The 18917-nt window shown below is 66.2% G+C and carries 18 protein-coding genes; 13 read left to right on the forward strand and 5 right to left on the reverse strand.

Annotated elements, in window-relative coordinates:
- The first annotated feature begins 171 nt into the window (after positions 1-171).
- The 5 genes from U8326_RS07365 (at position 172) to pyrF (ending at position 4569) form a co-directional block, all read left to right on the forward strand.
- A complete protein-coding gene (locus tag U8326_RS07365; RefSeq protein ID WP_324743307.1) occupies positions 172-1473 on the forward strand; it encodes a cytochrome P450 in 1302 nt (433 codons plus the stop codon).
- 35 nt (positions 1474-1508) lie between these two features.
- Positions 1509-1829 carry a 2Fe-2S iron-sulfur cluster-binding protein gene (locus tag U8326_RS07370; RefSeq protein ID WP_324743308.1) on the forward strand — a complete coding sequence of 107 codons (321 nt, stop codon included), beginning with the start codon at positions 1509-1511 and terminating at the stop codon, positions 1827-1829.
- Positions 1830-2135: 306 nt separating this feature from the next.
- The gene (gene purB, locus U8326_RS07375; protein ID WP_324743309.1) at positions 2136-3446 is read left to right on the forward strand and encodes an adenylosuccinate lyase; all 1311 of its coding nucleotides are present in this window, start codon (positions 2136-2138) and stop codon (positions 3444-3446) included.
- Between the two features lie 86 nt (positions 3447-3532).
- Positions 3533-3895, forward strand: a complete 363-nt coding sequence (locus tag U8326_RS07380; RefSeq protein ID WP_324743311.1) for a DUF1049 domain-containing protein — start codon at positions 3533-3535, stop codon at positions 3893-3895.
- Positions 3892-4569 carry an orotidine-5'-phosphate decarboxylase gene (gene pyrF / locus U8326_RS07385; RefSeq protein WP_324743312.1) on the forward strand — a complete coding sequence of 226 codons (678 nt, stop codon included), beginning with the start codon at positions 3892-3894 and terminating at the stop codon, positions 4567-4569. The genes U8326_RS07380 and pyrF overlap by 4 nt, the downstream gene beginning before the upstream one ends.
- A 20-nt stretch (positions 4570-4589) precedes the next feature.
- Here the strand turns inward: pyrF and U8326_RS07390 are convergent, their stop codons facing one another.
- Positions 4590-5306 carry a glutathione S-transferase N-terminal domain-containing protein gene (locus tag U8326_RS07390; RefSeq protein WP_324743313.1) on the reverse strand — a complete coding sequence of 239 codons (717 nt, stop codon included), beginning with the start codon at positions 5304-5306 and terminating at the stop codon, positions 4590-4592.
- A gap of 116 nt (positions 5307-5422) precedes the next feature.
- On the opposite strand from U8326_RS07390, the gene U8326_RS07395 reads away from it, so the two are divergent.
- A complete protein-coding gene (locus tag U8326_RS07395; RefSeq protein ID WP_324743314.1) occupies positions 5423-6064 on the forward strand; it encodes a phosphoribosylanthranilate isomerase in 642 nt (213 codons plus the stop codon).
- Between the two features lie 54 nt (positions 6065-6118).
- Here U8326_RS07395 and U8326_RS07400 read toward each other — a convergent pair whose 3' ends face one another.
- The gene (locus U8326_RS07400; RefSeq protein WP_324743315.1) at positions 6119-6580 is read right to left on the reverse strand and encodes an outer membrane protein; all 462 of its coding nucleotides are present in this window, start codon (positions 6578-6580) and stop codon (positions 6119-6121) included.
- A 235-nt stretch (positions 6581-6815) separates the two neighbouring features.
- Between U8326_RS07400 and trpB the strand changes: the two genes are divergently transcribed.
- From trpB to U8326_RS07420, 4 genes are read left to right on the forward strand one after another with little or no spacing between them, the layout of a single operon-like run.
- Positions 6816-8060, forward strand: coding sequence for a tryptophan synthase subunit beta (gene trpB / locus U8326_RS07405; RefSeq protein WP_324743316.1), 1245 nt, complete (start codon positions 6816-6818; stop codon positions 8058-8060).
- The gene (trpA, locus tag U8326_RS07410) at positions 8057-8869 is read left to right on the forward strand and encodes a tryptophan synthase subunit alpha (protein ID WP_324743317.1); all 813 of its coding nucleotides are present in this window, start codon (positions 8057-8059) and stop codon (positions 8867-8869) included. The genes trpB and trpA overlap by 4 nt, the downstream gene beginning before the upstream one ends.
- Positions 8866-9714 carry an acetyl-CoA carboxylase, carboxyltransferase subunit beta gene (gene accD, locus U8326_RS07415; protein ID WP_324743318.1) on the forward strand — a complete coding sequence of 283 codons (849 nt, stop codon included), beginning with the start codon at positions 8866-8868 and terminating at the stop codon, positions 9712-9714. Before trpA ends, accD begins: the two co-directional genes overlap by 4 nt.
- A 15-nt stretch (positions 9715-9729) precedes the next feature.
- Entirely contained in the window at positions 9730-11040 is a 1311-nt protein-coding gene (locus tag U8326_RS07420; protein WP_324743319.1) for a folylpolyglutamate synthase/dihydrofolate synthase family protein, read from the forward strand.
- A gap of 12 nt (positions 11041-11052) precedes the next feature.
- Here the strand turns inward: U8326_RS07420 and U8326_RS07425 are convergent, their stop codons facing one another.
- On the reverse strand, positions 11053-12762 hold the full coding sequence (locus U8326_RS07425; protein WP_324743320.1) for an AmpG family muropeptide MFS transporter: 1710 nt from the start codon (positions 12760-12762) through the stop codon (positions 11053-11055).
- 240 nt (positions 12763-13002) lie between these two features.
- On the opposite strand from U8326_RS07425, the gene U8326_RS07430 reads away from it, so the two are divergent.
- The gene (locus U8326_RS07430; RefSeq protein ID WP_324743321.1) at positions 13003-13950 is read left to right on the forward strand and encodes a pseudouridine synthase; all 948 of its coding nucleotides are present in this window, start codon (positions 13003-13005) and stop codon (positions 13948-13950) included.
- On the forward strand, positions 13947-14489 hold the full coding sequence (gene rsmD, locus U8326_RS07435; protein WP_324743322.1) for a 16S rRNA (guanine(966)-N(2))-methyltransferase RsmD: 543 nt from the start codon (positions 13947-13949) through the stop codon (positions 14487-14489). Before U8326_RS07430 ends, rsmD begins: the two co-directional genes overlap by 4 nt.
- A 12-nt stretch (positions 14490-14501) precedes the next feature.
- On the opposite strand, the gene U8326_RS07440 is transcribed toward rsmD, so the two are convergent.
- On the reverse strand, positions 14502-15791 hold the full coding sequence (locus U8326_RS07440) for an MFS transporter (RefSeq protein WP_324743323.1): 1290 nt from the start codon (positions 15789-15791) through the stop codon (positions 14502-14504).
- Positions 15792-15893: 102 nt separating this feature from the next.
- Positions 15894-16469: a hypothetical protein gene (locus U8326_RS07445; RefSeq protein ID WP_324743324.1), complete on the reverse strand. Its 576-nt coding sequence runs from the start codon at positions 16467-16469 to the stop codon at positions 15894-15896.
- Positions 16470-16595: 126 nt separating this feature from the next.
- Here U8326_RS07445 and U8326_RS07450 point away from each other — a divergent pair, with 126 nt between their 5' ends.
- Entirely contained in the window at positions 16596-18902 is a 2307-nt protein-coding gene (locus tag U8326_RS07450) for an ATP-dependent helicase (RefSeq protein WP_324743325.1), read from the forward strand.
- The last annotated feature ends 15 nt before the right edge of the window (positions 18903-18917 follow it).

Raw genomic sequence — 18917 nt, forward strand, 5'->3', positions numbered from 1 at the left:
ATGCCATACAATGATGCAAATGTCAGCGCCAGGCAAGTTCCCCCGCGTTTCGGCAAGCTGCGCCGCCGCCTGCGCCGAATCGGGAAAAGGCGGAAAAAAGCGCATCGCCGGGCTTGAAACGATGATACCAAACATGGAATAAAACATCAGACCAAAATAAAATCGGAGAGCATGATGACGAGCGCGTCGTCCACTGTCGCAAGAGGCCCGCAATCCGGCCCGCTGATGCGGGAATTCGATCATGTCGATCCGCAGATCGGGCCGGATGGAACGCCTTACGATTATTATCGCCGGGTGCGCGACGAAGCGCTGGCCGCAGGCCGCATGGTCGGCTGGGCGGAACGCCACGGCGGGTTCTGGGCGGTGTTCGGCTATGAGGAGTTCATGGAGCTGGCGCGGCAGCCGGAGTTCTTCTCGAACAAGGAGCCGACCTTCCCGCCCTATCCGGTGAAGGAGCCGTTCATGATCGTCTCCTACGACGATCCCGACCACCGGCTGCAGCGCGGCCTGGTCAACCGCCCGTTCAACCCGGTGGGGGTGAAGGTCTACGAAGCGCAGATTCGCGAGAATGTGAATCTGCTGATCGACGGTTTCATCGAGGATGGGCAGGCCGATCTCGCAAAGATCATCGCCAAGCCGATCCCGGCGCTGGTGACAGCCATCATCATGGGGCTTCCGGCGGAAGAAGGCCCCAGGTTCGCCCGCTGGGTGGCGGCCCTTGCCGAAGCGCACACCATGACGGTGGAGCAGAGCGAGGCGAATATCGACGAAATGTATGCCTATTTCGACCAGACCATCGCGCGCTACCAGGCCGACCCCGGCGGCGATGTGCTGTCCCATGTGGTCAATTCGGAATTCGAGGGTCGCAAGTTCACCCATGACGAATTGCGCGGCTACTGCACCCTGCTGATGGTGGGCGGCATCGACAACACCGCGCGCCTGCTCTCCGCCATCCTCTGGCATCTCGGCCGGGATACGCAACTGCGCGACGGGCTGCGGCAGGACCCCGCGCTGATCCCGGCGGCGGTGGACGAATTCCTGCGCTATTACTCCCCCGCCTGCGTCGGCCGGATGATCGCCCGGGACGTCACCTTCCACGGCTGCGAGATGAAAACGGGCGACCTGATGCAATGCGTCATCCCCATCGCCAACCGCGACCCGCGCAAGTTCGAGAACCCGGATGAGTTCCGCCTGGACCGCAAGCTGAACCAGCATCTCGCCCTGGGCAACGGAACCCATCGCTGCCTCGGCGCCAATCTCATCACGCTGGAAGCGCGCGTGCTGCTGGAGGAATTCCTGCAGAGGATGCCGGATTACGAAGTGGACAGCGGGAAAGACATTCACTGGATTCCCGGCCCCATCGCCGGAATCTCCTCGGTGCCTGTCCATTTCAAGCCGGGCAAGCCGCTCAACCGGCATGGCGGCGCGCAGCGGAAGGCGGTCGAGGCCTGGCTCGCCAGCGCCCACGCCTGAAAGCGATCATCGAACCGGAAGGGGAGTTCGGACCCGTGAAAGATGTGATCCTGACCCTGGCGAATGGAGACAGGCGCGACGCCACCATCAGCCCGGGCCAGAGCCTGATGGAAGCGATCCGGGAAGCGGAGCCGGATGGCGTCGCGGCGCTGTGCGGGGGGAACTGCTCCTGCGGGACCTGCCACGTCTATGTGGACCGCCTGTTCATGCCGCAATTGCCCGAAATCGAGATCGAGGAGGAAGAACTGCTGAGCGGCATCGAGAACAGCGTCGAGCAATCGCGCCTGTCCTGCCAGCTTTCCTACGAGGCCGTGCCGAACGGCCTGCGCATCACAGTGCCCCCGCCGATCGACTAGCCAGCCTTCGCCTCAGCCGCCCTCAACGGATCGGGATTTCCTACAGCGCCAAAAGATGGCAGGGAAACGGCATGCCTTGCGCTGTGCTCCCTGCTCCAACCCCTTGTCCTGAAAAGGTTTCGCCCGTCTTCGGATGAAAAGAGATTTTCTCTCCTGAACAGTGTCAACTGTGTCAACCTGCGTCAGGGAAAGCCTGCCTTTCCTGAACCGAAGGGGATTCGCGCTGGCCCCTTCACTCCCATCGGGGTTGCCTTCGGCGCCCCCTGTCCCTAGCGCACAGCCCGTCCAGAATTACCGGAGTCGAACATGGTCCCCCGTTACGCCCGCCCCGCAATGACCGAGATCTGGGAACCGGAAGCGCGCTTTCGCATCTGGTTCGAGATCGAGGCCCATGCGACCGACAAGCTGGGCGAACTGGGCGTGGTGCCGCCGTCCGCCGGCAAGGCGCTGTGGGACTGGTGGGCGACCGGACCGGCCATCGACGTCGCCGCGATCGACGCGATCGAAGCCGTCACCAAGCATGACGTGATCGCCTTCCTGACCTGGGTCGCGGAGCAGGTGGGCGATGAAGCGCGCTTCATGCATCAGGGCATGACCAGCTCCGACGTGCTCGACACGGCGCTGGCGGTGCAGCTTACCCGCGCCGCCGATCTCCTGCTCGCCGATCTCGATGCGCTGCTTGCCGCGCTCCGGCGCCGCGCGGAAGAGCACAAATATACGCCCACCATCGGCCGCAGCCACGGCATCCACGCGGAACCGACCACTTTCGGATTGAAGCTGGCCCAGGCCTATGCCGAATTCGCGCGCTGCAAGGCCCGCCTCGTCGCGGCCCGCGCGGAAATCGCCACCTGCGCGATTTCCGGCGCCGTGGGCACCTTCGCCAATATCGACCCGGCGGTGGAGGAATATGTCGCGGAGAAGCTGGGCCTTTCCGTCGAACCGATCTCCACCCAGGTGATCCCGCGCGACCGGCACGCGATGTTCTTCGCCACGCTGGGGGTGATCGCCAGCTCGATCGAGCGGCTGGCGGTGGAGATCCGCCACCTGCAGCGCACCGAGGTGCTGGAGGCGGAGGAATATTTCGCCCCCGGCCAGAAGGGCTCCTCGGCCATGCCGCACAAGCGCAACCCGGTGCTCACCGAAAACCTCACCGGGCTTGCGCGGGTGGTCCGCTCCGCCGTCACTCCCGCTCTGGAAAACGTGGCGCTCTGGCACGAGCGGGACATCTCGCACTCCTCGGTGGAGCGCTACATCGGCCCGGACGCCACGATCACGCTGGATTTCGCGCTGGCCCGCCTGACCGGCGTGGTCGACAAGCTGCTGATCTATCCGGAGCGGATGCAGAAGAACCTCGACCGCATGGGCGGCCTCGTCCACTCCCAGCGCGTGCTGCTGGCGCTGACCCAGGCCGGGGTGAGCCGCGAGGGCGCCTATGCCATCGTCCAGCGCAACGCGATGAAGGTGTGGGAATCCGATGGGCAGCTTTCCCTGCTCGAACTGCTCAAGCAGGACCCGGAAGTCACCGCGGCGCTCAGCGCGGCGGAACTGGAAGAGAAATTCGACCTCGACTATCATTTCGCGCAGGTGGACCGCATCTTCGCCCGTATTTTCGCATGATCCTCGCTCTTTCCTTCACGGCCGGAGCAGCCTAGCATCGCCAGCCGCGGCAATGGCGCCAACAACGGGGAAGGAGCCTGCGATCCATGCAAATCGTGAGAACCATCGTATGGGTGGTGCTGGTGATCGCGCTGATCATCTTCGCCATCAACAACTGGCGCCCGGTGGAGGTGAAGGTCTGGGAAGGCTTCGTGCTGGAAACCAAACTTCCCGCGCTTCTGATCCTGTCGTTCCTGATCGGGCTGGTGCCGATGTGGCTGCTTCATCGCGGCAAGGTCTGGCGCCTCAACCGGCGGATCGGCATTCTGGAAAGCGCCGCCCGCAATGCCGCGGCCAGCCTGGCGCAGGCGGAAGCCGAACGGCCGTCCGCGCCGGAAGCCAGCGAAGACACAGCGGCCGCCGCCCTGCCCGCCGCCGATACCGGCAAGCCCGCAAGCGAGAATCCATGAGCAATCCGATCTATCTTGCTCTCGATCTGCCGCAGCTCGAAGCCGCGAAGGCGCTGGCCGAGCGTGTAAAGTCGCATATCGGGGGATTGAAGCTCGGCCTCGAATTCTTCTGCGCCCACGGGCATCACGGCGTGCATGAGATCGCCCATGTCGGGCTGCCGATCTTCCTCGATCTCAAGCTGCACGATATTCCCAACACCGTCGCGGGCGCCATGCAGGCGATCCATGTGCTGGAACCTGCCATCGTCACCATCCACGCGGGCGGCGGGCGCGCGATGATGGAAGACGCGAAGGCGGCGGCCGCCGCCGGAACGAAAGTCGTGGCCGTCACCCTGCTGACCAGCATGGACGAAAACGACATGGCCGCGACCGGGATCAGCGGTCAGGCCCACGATCAGGTCATGCGCCTGGCCGACCTGGCCCATGCCGCCGGGCTGGACGGAATCGTCTGCTCCGGCCACGAAGTCGCCGCCGTTCACCGGCAATGGAAGGACGGATTCTTCGTGGTCCCCGGCCTGCGCCCCGGGAACGGGAAGCCTTCGGCCGACCAGAAGCGGACCGCCACCCCGCGCTCTGCGCGCGACGACGGGGCCAGCGTGCTGGTGATCGGCCGCCCGATCAGCCGCGCGGAAGATCCGCTGGCTGCGGCACGGGCGATCGAGGCGACGCTATAGGATCAAGGCATCGGGGCCGCTCAGGTCACGATGACGTGCTTGAGTATCCCGTCGATCGGAAACAGCGTCGCGCCCAGCTCGTTGCGTTCGTAGCCGGTGTCGAGCGCAAAGGCCCGCTCATAGGCCCGCTTGACCGCGGGCCGCGAGCCGACCTGATCGCGCCAGCGCACCACATTGGGGTAGCGCTCCTCCCCGTCATGCGGGGGGATATACTGAATCCACGGGATGCAGGCCATGTCCGCGATGGAGTAATCGCCCGCGAGGAACTGCGTTTCGCCAAGCTGGCGGTCCATCAGCTCCCACAGGCTGATCCACATGTTGCGATAGCGGCTGAGCGAATAGCTGTTGTCGAAATCCGGGGCGATCTGCGGGGCGAAGGCCATGAAGTGGAACAACTGCCCGCCGATCGGGCCAAGCCCGCCCATCTGCCAGAACAGCCATTGCAGCACCTCCTGCCGCGCGCGCCGTTCTGCCGGCAGGAAGCGCCCGGTCTTTTCGCCAAGATATTGCAGGATCGCGCCGGATTCGAAGGTTACTATCGGTTCCCCGCCATCGGCCGGTTCATCATCGCGGATGATGGGCAGGCGGCCGTTCTTCGCCCCGCCGACCTTGGCCGGATCGCGATGCTCGTTCCTGCTGAGATCGACCGGAGAGAGTTCATAGGGAAGCTCCATCTCCTCCAGCGCGATGCAGATCTTGTGAACATTGGGGCTGGCGACATAATACAGCGTTATCATCCGGGGGCCTTTTCCTTCATCTCTCTCGGGCGCGAACCGTATCGCCGCCGCTTGCATCCCACAAGCGCCCGCGCAGGCTCTTTGCTCTTGCGCCGTGTTGGCGTAACGGGCCGGTCATGGCCAGCACCGAAATCAAGATATGCGGGATCACCACCGCCGAGGCTCTCGAAGCGGTCATTACCGCCCAGGCCCGGCACGCCGGGTTCGTGTTCTACCCGCCCTCGCCCCGCCACCTGACCCCGAGCGAGGCGGCGAAGCTGGCGGCGCGCGCCGGCACCCGCATCGGCAAGGTCGGCCTGTTCGTGGACGCGGACGACCTCGAGATCGCGGAAGCCGTCCATGCCGCCCGGCTGGACGCCATCCAGCTGCACGGCAATGAAACGCCCGAGCGCGCGGCCCGGATCAAGGCCCGGTTCGGCAAGCCGGTGTGGAAGGCCCTTCCCGTCGCTTGCGCGGCGGATGTGGATCGGGCCCTGGCCTACAGGGAAGCGGCCGACCTGATCCTGTTCGATGCCAAGACGCCGAAGGGCGCCTTGCCGGGTGGAATGGGCCTCGCCTTCGACTGGTCGCTGCTGGGCGGCTACCGGGCGGCCGTCAACTGGGGTCTTGCAGGCGGCCTCAATCCCGAAAACGTCGCGGACGCCATCCGCATCACCGGGACCCCGCTGGTCGATACCTCCTCGGGCGTGGAAAGCGCGCCTGGGGTGAAGGATCTGGACAGGATCGCGGCATTCTGCCGCGCGGCCCGCGCTGCATGAAAAAAGGGCGGCCCGTGCGGACCGCCCTCGAATAATCCGGCGGATGCCGCCAGATCAGAACTTCACGCCCAGACCGACGCCCGCGACATCCGTGTCCGGGATGCCCTTGCCGATGAAATTATGGCGATATTCGATCTTGCCGTAGAAGTTCTGGCCGAAGCTGTGCTGGTAGCCCGCGCCAAGATTGACGGAATCCTCGCAGAACTTGCAGGGCTTCGTGGCGTAACCGCCGACCGCGTAGAGCTTGCCGGCTTCCGAAGCCCTGAAACCGGCGCGGAGTGATCCCCCGAAGGATACCCGGGTGTTCGACTCCAGAATCTTGTCGCCCGAGGCTTCGATGCCGACAAAGCTCTTTTCGCCGAGATCCCAGTCATAGCCTGCAGCGACACCGGCAATTGCCTCGCTGTCGCTGCCGTTCCAAATCACGCCACCGCGAGCTTCGATCCGGCCTTCATTGGCCAAGGCGGGCGTTGCCGCAAGCGTAGCGGCGGCGAGCGAAAGAAATACGAGACGCATAAATAAACTCCTGAAAACACTGCCCGTTCTTTGCATTTGGGGCGAAGCGAGATCTAGGATTCGCAATCTTGCGCTGCTGTGAACATTGCATTCAGACAACATATTGCACCTGCGAGTGTTGCCTTCTTGCAACTTTCGAGCATCGGTTCGACGCCCCCCGGCAGCGTCGCCGGCCAGCGTTGCGCGGAGTCTCGGGCTGGACTTACGCGATCCGCTCTGCCAATCGCGCAGCGACATGTCTGCAACCACCACCACCGCCAACAGCCTGCGCAAACAGCCGGACGAGCGCGGGCATTTCGGCCAGTTCGGCGGCCGCTATGTCGCCGAAACCCTGATGCCGCTGATCCTGGACCTGGAGCGCGAATATCGCGCGGCGCAGGCCGATCCGGAGTTCCAGGCGGAATTCGACGGGCTGATGAAGCATTATGTCGGTCGGCCCAGCCCGCTTTATTATGCGGAGCGGCTGACCGAGGAATTTCGCGCCAGCGCGCCTGAAGGCATGGGCGCCAAAATCTATTTCAAACGCGAGGAACTGAATCACACCGGCGCGCACAAGATCAACAATTGCATCGGCCAGATTTTGCTGGCCCGGCGGATGGGCAAGACCCGGATCATCGCCGAAACCGGCGCGGGCCAGCACGGGGTCGCGACCGCCACCGTCGCGGCGCGGTTCGGCCTGCCCTGCACGATCTTCATGGGCGCCAAGGACGTGGAGCGGCAGCAGCCCAACGTCTTCCGCATGAAATTGCTGGGGGCCGAGGTAAAGCCGGTGACCTCGGGCGCGCAGACGCTCAAGGATGCGATGAACGACGCGCTGCGCGACTGGGTCGCCAATGTGCACGATACTTTCTACATCATCGGCACCGCGGCCGGCCCGCATCCCTACCCGGAGCTGGTGCGGGACTTCCAGTCGGTGATCGGCAAGGAAACCCGGGAACAGATCATGCAGGCCGAAGGCAGGCTCCCCGATCTGCTGGTCGCGGCGGTGGGCGGCGGGTCCAACGCGATCGGCCTGTTTCACCCCTTCCTCGACGATCCGGAGGTCGCGATGGTCGGCGTGGAAGCGGCCGGGCACGGGATCGAGACAGGCCAGCACGCGGCCAGCCTCGCGGGCGGCTCGCCCGGCATCCTGCACGGGAACAAGACCTATCTCCTGCAGGATGAGGATGGCCAGATCAACGACGCCCATTCGATTTCGGCGGGGCTGGATTATCCGGGCATCGGGCCGGAGCACAGCTGGCTGCATGAAAGCGGCCGGGTGAAATATATCCCCGTGACCGACAATGAAGCGCTCGAGGCCTTCCAGCTCTGCTGCCGGACGGAAGGCATCATCCCGGCGCTGGAAAGCGCGCATGCGCTGGCTGCGCTCAAGACCGAAGCGCCCAGGCTGGCGCGCGACAGGATCATCGTGGTCAATGTTTCGGGCCGGGGCGACAAGGACATCTTCACCGTGGCCGGCGCGCTGGGAGTAGAACTGTGACCACCCCGCACGCCCGCATCGCCGCCGCCTTCGGCAAGCCGCATCCGGCGCTCGTCTGTTTCGTGACGGCGGGCGACCCCACTCCGCAGGCGACTCCCGCCATTCTCGACGCGCTGGTGGAAGGCGGGGCGGACGTGATCGAGCTGGGCATGCCTTTCACCGATCCGATGGCCGACGGCCCCGCGATCCAGCAAGCCAATCTCCGCGCCCTCGGCGCCGGAACCACGACCGCCGACATCCTCAAGATCGCGGCCGATTTTCGCGCTCGCCACCCTGACGTGCCGCTGGTGCTGATGGGCTATGCCAACACCATGATCCATCGCGGGGCAGACTGGTTCGCCGCCGAAGCCGCCAAGGCGGGCGTGGACGGGGTGATCTGCGTCGACATTCCCCCGGAAGAGGACGATTCGCTCGGTCCGGAACTGCGCGCGGCGGGAATTGCGCCGATCCGGCTGGCCACGCCCACCACCGATGACGCGCGGCTTCCCGCCGTGCTCGAAGGTTCGGCGGGCTTTCTCTATTATGTGTCGGTGGCCGGCATCACCGGGATGCAGCAAGCGGGAATCGAATCGATCGAACGCGCCACGGCGCGGTTGAAAGCGGCAAGTTCCATTCCCGTGGCCGTCGGCTTCGGCGTCCGCACGCCCGAGCAGGCGGCCGCCATCGCGGGGGTCGCCGATGGTGTCGTGGTCGGTTCCGCGCTGGTGGAACTTATCGGAAAATTCGGAACGGAAGCCGCGGCCCCGGTGCGCGATCTCACCTCGGCCCTTGCCTCCGCCGTCCATGATGCGCGAAAAGCCCTGGCATGAGCTGGCTTACCCGAATCCGCAAATCGCTGCCGTTCCGGCCGAAGCGCGAGACCCCGGACAATCTCTGGGTCAAATGCCCCAATTGCAGCGAAATGCTGTTCACCCGGGAATATGAGGAAAACCTCTCCGTATGCCCGCGCTGCGACCATCACGGGCGGATCGGCGCGGATACGCGCCTGGCCCAGGTGCTGGACGAGGGGTTTACCCTGCTGGATGCGCCCAGGGTCAAGGAAGACCCGCTCAAGTTCAAGGACAGCAAGCGCTATACCGACCGCCTGAAGCAGGCGCGCGCCAATAGCCCGCATCCCGACGCATTCACCGTCGCCAGCGGCAGCATCGAAGGCCGCAAGGCCGTGGTCGGGGTGCAGGATTTCTCCTTCATGGGCGGGTCGATGGGCATGGCGGTGGGCGAGGCCTTCGTCACCGGCGCGCAGCGCGCGCTCGACGAAAGATGCGGCTATATCGTGGTCACCGCGGCGGGCGGCGCGCGAATGCAGGAGGGCATTCTCAGCCTGATGCAGATGCCGAAGGCCACGGTGATGACCCGCCGGCTGAGGGAAGCGGGGCTGCCCTATATCGTCATCCTGACCGACCCGACCACGGGCGGCGTCACCGCAAGCTATGCCATGCTGGGCGATATCCATATCGCCGAACCGGGGGCGCTGATCGGCTTCGCCGGGCAACGGGTGATTCAGGACACCATCCGCGAAAGCCTGCCGGAAGGTTTCCAGCGTGCCGAATATCTGCACAAGCACGGCATGGTGGACATGGTGGTGGAGCGAAAGGATATTCGCAAAACGCTGGCCCGGCTGCTCGATTATCTGCAACCGGCAGCGGCGGCCTGAGGCCCGCGCCGGCCGGTGAAGGATTTCGCCACGTCGGACGATCCCGGGGTCCAGGCCCAGCTGGACCGCCTCGCTCGCCTGTCGCTGCCGCAGGGCCGCCTCGGTCTGGAAACGATCCACGCGCTGCTGGCGCGGCTGGGCGATCCGCAAAGGCGGATACCCCCCGCGTTCCACATCGCGGGCACCAACGGCAAGGGATCGACCTGCGCCTATCTCCGGGCGATGCTGGAAGCGCAGGGCCTGACGGTCCATACGGCCACCAAGCCTCACCTCGTCCGTTACAACGAGCGCATCCGGCTGGCGGGGAAGCTGATCGGCGACGCCCTGCTGGCGGAACTCCTTGAGGAAGTGCTCGACGCCGGCGAGGATCTGGCGCCGAGCTTCTTCGAAGTGACGACAGCCGCAACCTTTCTGGCTTTCTCGCGGATTCCAGCAGACGCCTGCGTCATCGAGGTCGGCCTGGGCGGGCGGTTCGACGCCACCAATGTGCTGGAGCAGCCGGCGGCCTGCGGGATCGCCTCGCTGGGGATCGACCACGAGGCGTTCCTGTTGCAGGAGGAGATGGGCGCGCCCAGCCATCCGCTCGCGCGGATCGCGTTCGAGAAGGCCAGCATCGCCAAGCCGGGCTGTCCGCTGATAACCCAGTCCTATCCCCCCGAAGCGACCCAGCAGATCGTCAAGATCGCGCGCAGGCTGAAGGTCCCGGTCGCGATGCGGGGCCTCGAATGGAAGGCGCGGATAAATGGCGGGCTGATCGATTACACCGATGCCGCGGGTTCCATCCAGCTGCCCCTGCCCACCATCCCCGGCGCGCATCAGGCGGACAATGCGGCATTGGCCGTCGCGATATTGCGGCATCAGCGCGCGGTTTCCGTGACCATAGACGCGATATCCGACGGCATCGTGCAAGCGCGGTGGCCGGCCCGGATGCAATTGCTGGCGGGCGGGCCGCTTGCCGATCTGGCGCCGGGCCGCGCGGTCTGGCTGGATGGGGGGCATAATCCGGATGCTGGCGCGGCGTTGGCCCGACATTTCTCCGGCGATGCACCGCTTCACCTTGTCATCGGCATGCTGTCGAACAAGGACCCTGCGGCGATTCTCGCGCCGATGGCCGGCAAGCTGTCGAGCGTATCGGTGGTTCCGGCTCCGGGCCATGAAGCCCACAAGCCCGAGGATTTCGCGCCGCATACGCATTTGCCGGTCAGGAGCTTTCCCGATGTCGAGCAGGCGCTGCTCGCGCTGCCGCCCGGCGGCGACGTGCTGATCGCTGGTTCGCTCTATCTTGCCGGCGAAGTACTGCACCTCAACCGCGAGATTCCGGACTGACCCATCCCCCGGTCAGGCATTCGCCAGCGCCGCCTCGTCCAGCCCCGCCGCCTTGCCCTGACGGCGTATCCGCGCCCATTCGGCCAGGCACAGGACGACCGCCACGAACCCGATCCCGGTGGTCAGCAGGAATACGTCGTGATAGCCGCGCGTCTCGATCATCTTGCCCAGCGCCCCCCGCCCCAGGGTGCCGACCAGGAAAGTGAGCGAGGACAGCAGCGCATATTGCACGGCGCTGTATTTCTTCGAGGTGATCGACGAGAGATAGGCGACCAGCGCGGCCCCGGCGATGCCGCCCGCGACATTCTCCCCGGCAATGGCGAACATCAGCTTGGCCAGACGGTCATCCCCGCCAAGCTGCTCGACCAGCCAGGTGAAGCCGATGGCCCTCGCCCCGGCGGACATCACCGCCCCGCCCGTCGCCAGATCGGCATAGAGCAGATTGGTCAGGGCCGCCGTCAACGCGCCCAGCGTCATCACCGCCATGCGCCCGATATAGGTGAACAGCACCCCGCCCAGCGCCACGCCGAACATCAGCGCGCCGACGCCGAAGAACTTGGAGGCGACCGCCACCTCTTCCTTCGAATAGGCAAGCTCCCCAAGGTAGAACGGATAGGCGAACGTGCCCCAGATCGTGTCGGTTATGCGGTAGGACAGCACCAGCCCGACCACCAGTATCGTCGCCCACCCGAGCCTTCCGACAATATCGGTCAAGGGCAGGATCAGGGCGCGATAGCCATGATCCAGCACATTGTCCGCCCGCGAAACCGCCGGGGCGGGCTGCGCCAGCACGCGGCGGCCATGCTGCTTCTGCCGGACCAGCCAGGCCGCGACCAAGGCCGGAATCACCACCGTCGCGATCACGATCAGCGGGCCTTGCTGGGCCACGAAGGCCGTGGAATCGGGCCGCGCTTCCGGATCGCTGCCCAGCGAGCGGACCATGAATATCCCGACCGTAATCAGCGCCCAGCTCCACAGCACGCCGACGATCGCCAGGGCGATCGCCCTCACCCGCGGCTCCAGTTCCCCCGCCTCGCGCAATTCGGCCAATGCCGCGTGGTCGGCCGCGATACTGGCCACCGACTGCGGCCCTTCGGGCGCGAACAGGCTGAATGCGCCCACCACCAGCATCAGGCACCCCATGATCGCATAGACCGTGGGCCAGCCCAGCCCTTCGGCCAGGAACAGGGCCAGCGCCCCGCCCACCAGCACGGCGGAGCGGTAGCCCAGTTGATAGACGGTGGAGAGCATGTCGATGGTCGCCACCTCGTCCGCCACGTCGACGCGCCAGGCATCGACCACCACATCCTGGGTTGCAGAGGCGAAGGCGCCGATCCCGGCCAGCAGGGAGAACCAGCCGATCGAGCCGCCCGGATTGAGCGTGGACAGCACCAGCAGGATTCCGCCGAGCAGGAATTGCGCGGTGACGATCCATTGCTTGCGCCGCCCGAGCCTGCGGATCAGCGGCAGATTGATGCGGTCGAGCAGCGGCGACCACAGGAATTTGAAGGAATAGGCCAGGCCGATCAGCGAAAAGACGCCCATCGTCTCCAGATCGACCTGCGCGTCCGACAGCCATGCGTAGAGCGTGCCGAGCAGCAAGGCATAGGGCAGCGCGCTGGCAAATCCGAACAGGGCCATGAAGCCGGTCTTGCGGTTGCCGAGCGATGCCAGAACCCTGCGCCACCCCGGCTTGCCGCTGTTTTCGGCTGCTTCGCCCATCCCATACTCCTCATCACGCGAATTGCGGGGAAACTAGAGCCTGATCGTTTGAGGCGGAAGTGCTTTGCATTTCCGCCGATGGCGTGAATCAGGCTCTATTCCAACAGTCTAGACCTTGATCGCCCCAGGCTGAGTCAAGCCGGGACGATCAAGGTCTAGCGCGGAAATCTCCATTGGAAAGGCGGCAGAAACATCCTGTCCCCGCTTTCCCACTCCAGGCCGGATCGCTAAGGGCAGGTCATGGCCGAAAAGCAACCCAAGGGCGCGGGCGCACCGCCTGTCGAACGATCCGGCGAACGGATCGCCAAGCTGCTGGCTCGCGCCGGCGTCGCCAGCCGCCGCGAGGTGGAGCGCATGATCGGCGAAGGCCGGATCGCGCTCAACGGCAATGTGCTCGATACGCCCGCCACCATCCTGCCCAGCCTGGCGGGGGTGACGGTGGACGGCAAGCCCGTGGCCCGGCCCGAACCGCCGCGCCTGTTCCGCTTTCACAAGCCCGCCGGGCTGATTACGGCGGAACGCGACCCGGCCGGGCGGCCGACGATCTATACCGCGCTGCGCAACGCCCTGCCGCCGGGAACGCCCCGGCTCATGCCGATCGGGCGGCTCGACCTCAACACCGAGGGACTGCTGCTGCTGACCAACGATGGCGAGCTGAAGCGGGCGATGGAACTGCCGTCCAGCGGCATTCCCCGGACCTATCGCGCCCGCACTTATGGCGACGTGTCCCAGAGCCAGCTCGAGGAGCTGATGGAAGGCGTCACCATCGACGGCATGTATTACAGCCGGATCGACGCCAATATGGAACGGCGCACCGGACGCAACCAATGGATCGAACTGACCCTGACCGAGGGCAAGAATCGCGAAGTGCGCCGGGTGCTGGAGCATCTCGGGCTGGAAGTGAGCCGGCTGCTGCGCACGTCCTACGGCCCGTTCCACCTGCTCGACCTGCAGCGTGGGCAAACCGCCGAAATCCGCCAAAGCGATGTCGAACGCTTCCGCAAGTCGCTGAAACAGGCGGGGCCGAAGCCACGCGTCAATCCCGCGCCCGAGGGCGCCAGACAACCGCCCCCCCGCGCAAAGCCCCATCCCGCCCGGGGGGACCGCGGCCCCGGCGATGCCGCCCGCAAGGCCCGCCCGGAGGGCCGTGGTTCGGGCCGGCCATCCCGCCCGGCTCCGCGCAAATGAGGATCATCGCGGGGGAATGGCGCGGCCGGAAGCTCGATGCGCCGCAGGGGGAAACGACGCGCCCGACGGCCGACCGCACGCGGGAAACGCTGTTCTCGATGCTGACCAGCCGGATCGGCAGTTTCGAGGGGCTGCTGGTGGCGGATCTGTTCGCCGGTTCGGGCGCGCTGGGTCTGGAAGTCCTGTCGCGCGGGGCAGCCGAAGCGATTTTCGTGGAGAACGATGCGGCCGCCCTGCGGGTCCTGCGCGCCAATATCGCGGCCCTGGGCGCGCAGGCGCGCTGCGACGTGCGCGCGGTGTCCGTCCTGGCGCTCGGCCCGGCCAAGCGCGCCCCGGATCTGCTCCTGCTCGACCCGCCCTATGAAACCGGCGCGGGCGCCGTCGCGCTGGACAAGCTCAGGCGGCTAGGCTGGATCGCTCCGGGCGCGTGGATCAGCGTGGAAACCTCGCGCAGGGAAGAGCTGGACGCCAGGGGCTTCACCGTCGACGCCACGCGCGATTGCGGAAAGGCGCGGCTGCACCTGCTGCGGCCGGAATAGCGTCCCGTCCTTTCAGGGGATCAGCGGCTCCGCCACCGGGCTTTCGGCGCGCAGGGGCCTGGCCATGAACACGCCCGCGAAAGTGAGCATCCCCGCGACGGTCAGGAACAGCCCGACCAGCGCGATTCCGCCCTGCATGGTGATCTTCTGCGCTTCCACCGCCACCACCGCGCCGCCGATGATCCCGCCCGCGTTGAAGGCCACCGATACGCCGGTATAGCGCACCAGCGGGGGAAACAGCGTGGGCAGCCAGGCGCCGAGCGGGCCATAGACCAGCCCCATGACGAACAGGCTGGCCGCCAGCGTCACGAACACGATCGGCAGGGACGATCCCCCGAGCACCGGGCCGAACACCGCCCCGAGCAGGGCCGTCGCGACGGCGCCCGCCGCCAGCACCTGCCTCGGGTTGGTCCGGTCGGCCCAGATGGCCGCGACGACGATCCCGATGGCCAGGAAGCTGTTCGCGGCCAGTTGCACACCAAGGACAAGCTCGCGCACCATGCCGCGCCCGGTGGTCAGATGGCCCAGCGCAAAGGCGGTGGAGAGATAGAAGATGGCGAAGCAGGCGATCACCCCCGCGCTGCCCGCGATCACCGGCCCCCAGTGATTGCGCAGCAGCCTGCCGAGCGGAACCATGGGCGGCGCTTCCCTTTCCAGCGCTTCGCGAAAGGCCGGGGTTTCCCCGATCCGCAGGCGCACCCACAACCCCAACCCGACCAGGACCGCGCTGAGCAGGAAGGGAATGCGCCATCCCCAATCGTTGAAAGCATCCTCTGGCAGCCACACCCCGAGCAGGAGGAACAGCCCGTTCGCGGCCAGGAATCCCAGCGGAGCGCCCAGCTGCGGGGCGCTGCCGAAGCGCGCCTCCCAGCCCTTGGGCGCGTTCTCCACCGCCAGCAGAGCCGCGCCGCCCCATTCGCCGCCCAGACCGAAGCCCTGGCCGAAACGAAGGATGCACAGGAGCACCGGCGCCACCCAGCCCACCATCTCATAGGTGGGCAGGAAGGCGATCAGCAGGGTCGATATGCCCATCAGCAGCAGGGACGCCACCAGCGTCGACTTGCGGCCGATGCGGTCCCCGAAATGGCCGAAGGCGATCGCCCCGACCGGCCTGGCGAAGAAGGCGAGGCCGAAGCTCATCAGGCTGAGCAGCAATTGCGCGGATTCGCTCTCGGCGGGAAAGAACAGCGGCCCGAACACCAGCGCCGCGGCGGTGGCGTAGACGTAGAAGTCGTAGAATTCCACGGCGGTGCCGGCCAGGGCCGCCGCCAATATCCGGCGATGCTGTCTTATCGGGTTCATGGAGCGGCTTGCTTGGGCACCAGCGCCGCCACGTCAAGGGCCAACGAAAAGAGCGCCACGATTGTGGCGCTCTTCTCCTCTCCTGCCTTGCGGCAAGCCGGGTTATTTCCCGCCGGGATTGCGGCAGCCGTCCTGCACGGTCCTGGAGCAGACCGGATAGTCCTTTTCCGCTGGCGGCGGCGGGGTGAGCGCCCCCTTGTAGGGACCGCCCTGATAGGATTCATCGGCCGGCATGGCGGGTGGAACCGGCTCGGCGGCGGTCCTCGGCTCGGGCACCGTATCGGTCGGCATGCCCTGCCCCGGCGGGTTCGCCTGGGTGGCCGGAGTGGGCGGAGCCGCCCCCGCGAGCTGCGCGGAGATGGACTGCCAGGCCAGTTCCCGCTGCTCCGGCGTCATGTTGTAGATCTGCGTGCGCTGATCCGGGGTCAGCATCCAGTAGCCGCGCTGCCGGTCCGGCGGCAGCGTCCAGAAATATTGCTTCTGCGCGGCTTCCAGCGCGGCATATTGGGCCTGCTCTTCCGGCGTCCAGGCATCGAACGCCGCCTGCTGCTCCGGGCTCATGGCATGATCGCCCGCCGGCGCGGCATCGGCAGGCGGGGTGCTCTCCTGCGCATGGAGAGCAAGCGGAGCGGCAATGATTCCAAGGGCAGTCATGCTGCCCAGCAACAGCCTACGCATCTAGAACTCCTGTTCCCGTTTCCATTTGGCTAAATTACGCATTGCGATGGGCCGGGTTCCTTTTTTGCCCTCCGCCCGACGCGCTCTTGCTTCCATACGCCGCGTTCCCTAGCTGTTCGCCAGATCATGCAGGATGAAACACCCCCCCTCGCCGCATCCGGAGCAGCGGCAGAGCCGCCTTACCTGGCAGGCCTGAATCCGTCGCAGCGTGAAGCGGTGCTGGCCACCGAAGGCCCGGTGCTGATGCTGGCCGGCGCGGGCACGGGGAAAACCGCCGCGCTCACCACCCGTCTCGCCCACCTCGTCCACAGCCGCCTCGCCTGGCCCAGCGAGATCCTGTGCGTCACCTTCACCAACAAGGCGGCGCGGGAAATGCGCGAACGGGTGGGCCAGCTGATCGGCCCGGCGGTCGAGGGGATGCCCTGGCTGGGCACGTTCCATTCGATCGCGGCGAAGATGCTGCGCCGCCATGCGGAGCTGGCCGGGCTGCAATCCAACTACACCATCATCGACACGGACGATCAGCTTCGCCTGCTGAAGCAGCTCATCACCGCCAACGATCTGGACGAGAAGCGCTGGCCCGCGCGCCAGCTGGCCGGGCTGATCGACCGCTGGAAGAATCGCGGCATCAACCCGGAAGACCTGGATGCGGTGGAGAACGAAGCCTATGCCAATGGGCGCGGCCAGCAATTCTACCGGCTCTACCAGGACCGGCTGAAAGCGCTGAACGCCTGCGATTTCGGCGACCTGCTGCTGCACATGCTCAATATCCTGCGGCGCGAACGCGACGTGCTGGAGCATTACCGCCAGCGTTTCAAATATATCATGGTGGACGAATATCAGGACACCAACGCCGTCCAGTATCTCTGGCTGCGCCTGCTGGCGCAGGAACGGAAGAACATCTGCGTGGTGGGGGACGACGACCAGTCGATCTACAGCTGGCGGGGCGCGGAGGTCGCCAACATCCTGCGGTTCGAAAAGGATTTCCCCGGCGCGAAGATCATCCGGCTGGAACAGAATTATCGCTCCACCCCCCACATCCTGGCGGCCGCGTCGGGCCTTATCAGCGCGAACAGCCAGCGGCTCGGCAAGACCTTGTGGACCGAGCGGAACGGCGGGGACAAGGTTCAGGTCATCGGAGTGTGGGACGCGCCGGAGGAAGCCCGCCGGGTGGGCGAGGAGATCGAGCGGCTGGAGCGCGAAGGCGCGCCGCTCGACCGGATCGCGATCCTCGTCCGCGCCCAATACCAGACGCGCGAATTCGAGGACCGCTTCATCCAGATCGGCCTCAACTACCGGATCGTCGGCGGCTTCCGTTTCTATGAGCGGGCGGAAATCCGGGATGCGCTGGCCTACCTCAGGGTGATCGCCCAGCCCAGCGACGACCTCGCCTTCGAGCGGATCTACAACCAGCCCAAGCGCGGGCTTGGCGCGAAGGCGCTGGAGGCGATGCATCGCCATGCCCGGGCGCGCGGAATGCCGCTGGCGGCGGGCGCGCTCGAACTCGCCCAGACCGACGAATTGCCCAAACGCGCGAGCGGAGCGATCGCGGCGCTGATGCGCGATTTCCTGCGATGGCGCGAAATGGCGGATGGCGTCTCCCCCGCCGAGCTGCTGCGCACGGTGCTGGAGGAATCCGGCTACAACGCCATGCTGCAGGCGGAACGGAGCGCCGAAGCCGCCGGACGGGCGGAGAACCTCTCGGAACTGGCCCGCGCCATGGAGGATTACGCCACGCTGGGCGATTTCCTGGAGCATGTCGCGCTGGTGATGGACAATGACGCCGCCGCCGATGACGAAAAGGTCACGATCATGACCATCCATGCGGCGAAGGGGCTGGAGTTCGATCATGTCTTCCTGCCCGGCTGGGAGGAAGGCGTGTTCCCCAGCCAGCGCGCGCTGGACGAAGGCGGCCTGGCCAGCCTGGAGGAGGAACGCCGCCTCGCCTATGTCGCGATCACCCGCGCCAGGCGGCGCTGCACCATTCTCCATGCCGCCAACCGCCGCATCTACGGGCAATGGACCAGCTCGATCCCCTCGCGCTTCGTGGAGGAGCTTCCCGACGATCATGTCGAGCGCGAAACCACCCTCACCGGCGGCGCCTCGCTGTGGCGGGCGAGCTGGTCGGAACATGACGATCCCTTCGCCAATGTCGCGCGCAGCCAGCCTGCGCGCAGCGCCACGCGCGGGCCGGGCTGGCAGCGCGCCGCATCGGCCGGATACGACGCCACGCCCAAGCGGCTGGCGGAGCCGGGCCGCAGCGCGGCGAGCTTCGCCGCCAAGCCGCGCATGGACATCAGGAAGGGCGACAGGGTGTTCCACGAGAAGTTCGGCTATGGCGAGGTTCTGGCGCAGGAAGGCAACAAGCTGGAGATCGAGTTCGAGGGCAGCGGCCGCAAGCGGGTTCTCGACAGCTTCGTGAAGCCGGCCTGATCCCCTCTCCTACTT

It is taken from the genome of Tsuneonella sp. CC-YZS046 (assembly GCF_035581365.1).
GTDB lineage: Bacteria > Pseudomonadota > Alphaproteobacteria > Sphingomonadales > Sphingomonadaceae > JAWKXU01.

Bases quoted from the DNA above. Each gene is read 5' to 3' on its own strand.
- U8326_RS07390 (WP_324743313.1), bottom strand. From the start codon at position 5,306: ATGATAACGCTGTATTATGTCGCCAGCCCCAATGTTCACAAGATCTGC.
- U8326_RS07430 (WP_324743321.1), top strand. From the start codon at position 13,003: ATGGCCGAAAAGCAACCCAAGGGCGCGGGCGCACCGCCTGTCGAACGA.
- accD (WP_324743318.1), top strand. From the start codon at position 8,866: ATGAGCTGGCTTACCCGAATCCGCAAATCGCTGCCGTTCCGGCCGAAG.
- pyrF (WP_324743312.1), top strand. From the start codon at position 3,892: ATGAGCAATCCGATCTATCTTGCTCTCGATCTGCCGCAGCTCGAAGCC.
- U8326_RS07395 (WP_324743314.1), top strand. From the start codon at position 5,423: ATGGCCAGCACCGAAATCAAGATATGCGGGATCACCACCGCCGAGGCT.
- U8326_RS07400 (WP_324743315.1), bottom strand. From the start codon at position 6,580: ATGCGTCTCGTATTTCTTTCGCTCGCCGCCGCTACGCTTGCGGCAACG.
- U8326_RS07450 (WP_324743325.1), top strand. From the start codon at position 16,596: ATGCAGGATGAAACACCCCCCCTCGCCGCATCCGGAGCAGCGGCAGAG.
- U8326_RS07425 (WP_324743320.1), bottom strand. From the start codon at position 12,762: ATGGGCGAAGCAGCCGAAAACAGCGGCAAGCCGGGGTGGCGCAGGGTT.
- purB (WP_324743309.1), top strand. From the start codon at position 2,136: ATGGTCCCCCGTTACGCCCGCCCCGCAATGACCGAGATCTGGGAACCG.
- U8326_RS07365 (WP_324743307.1), top strand. From the start codon at position 172: ATGATGACGAGCGCGTCGTCCACTGTCGCAAGAGGCCCGCAATCCGGC.
- rsmD (WP_324743322.1), top strand. From the start codon at position 13,947: ATGAGGATCATCGCGGGGGAATGGCGCGGCCGGAAGCTCGATGCGCCG.
- U8326_RS07380 (WP_324743311.1), top strand. From the start codon at position 3,533: ATGCAAATCGTGAGAACCATCGTATGGGTGGTGCTGGTGATCGCGCTG.
- U8326_RS07445 (WP_324743324.1), bottom strand. From the start codon at position 16,469: ATGCGTAGGCTGTTGCTGGGCAGCATGACTGCCCTTGGAATCATTGCC.
- U8326_RS07440 (WP_324743323.1), bottom strand. From the start codon at position 15,791: ATGAACCCGATAAGACAGCATCGCCGGATATTGGCGGCGGCCCTGGCC.
- trpB (WP_324743316.1), top strand. From the start codon at position 6,816: ATGTCTGCAACCACCACCACCGCCAACAGCCTGCGCAAACAGCCGGAC.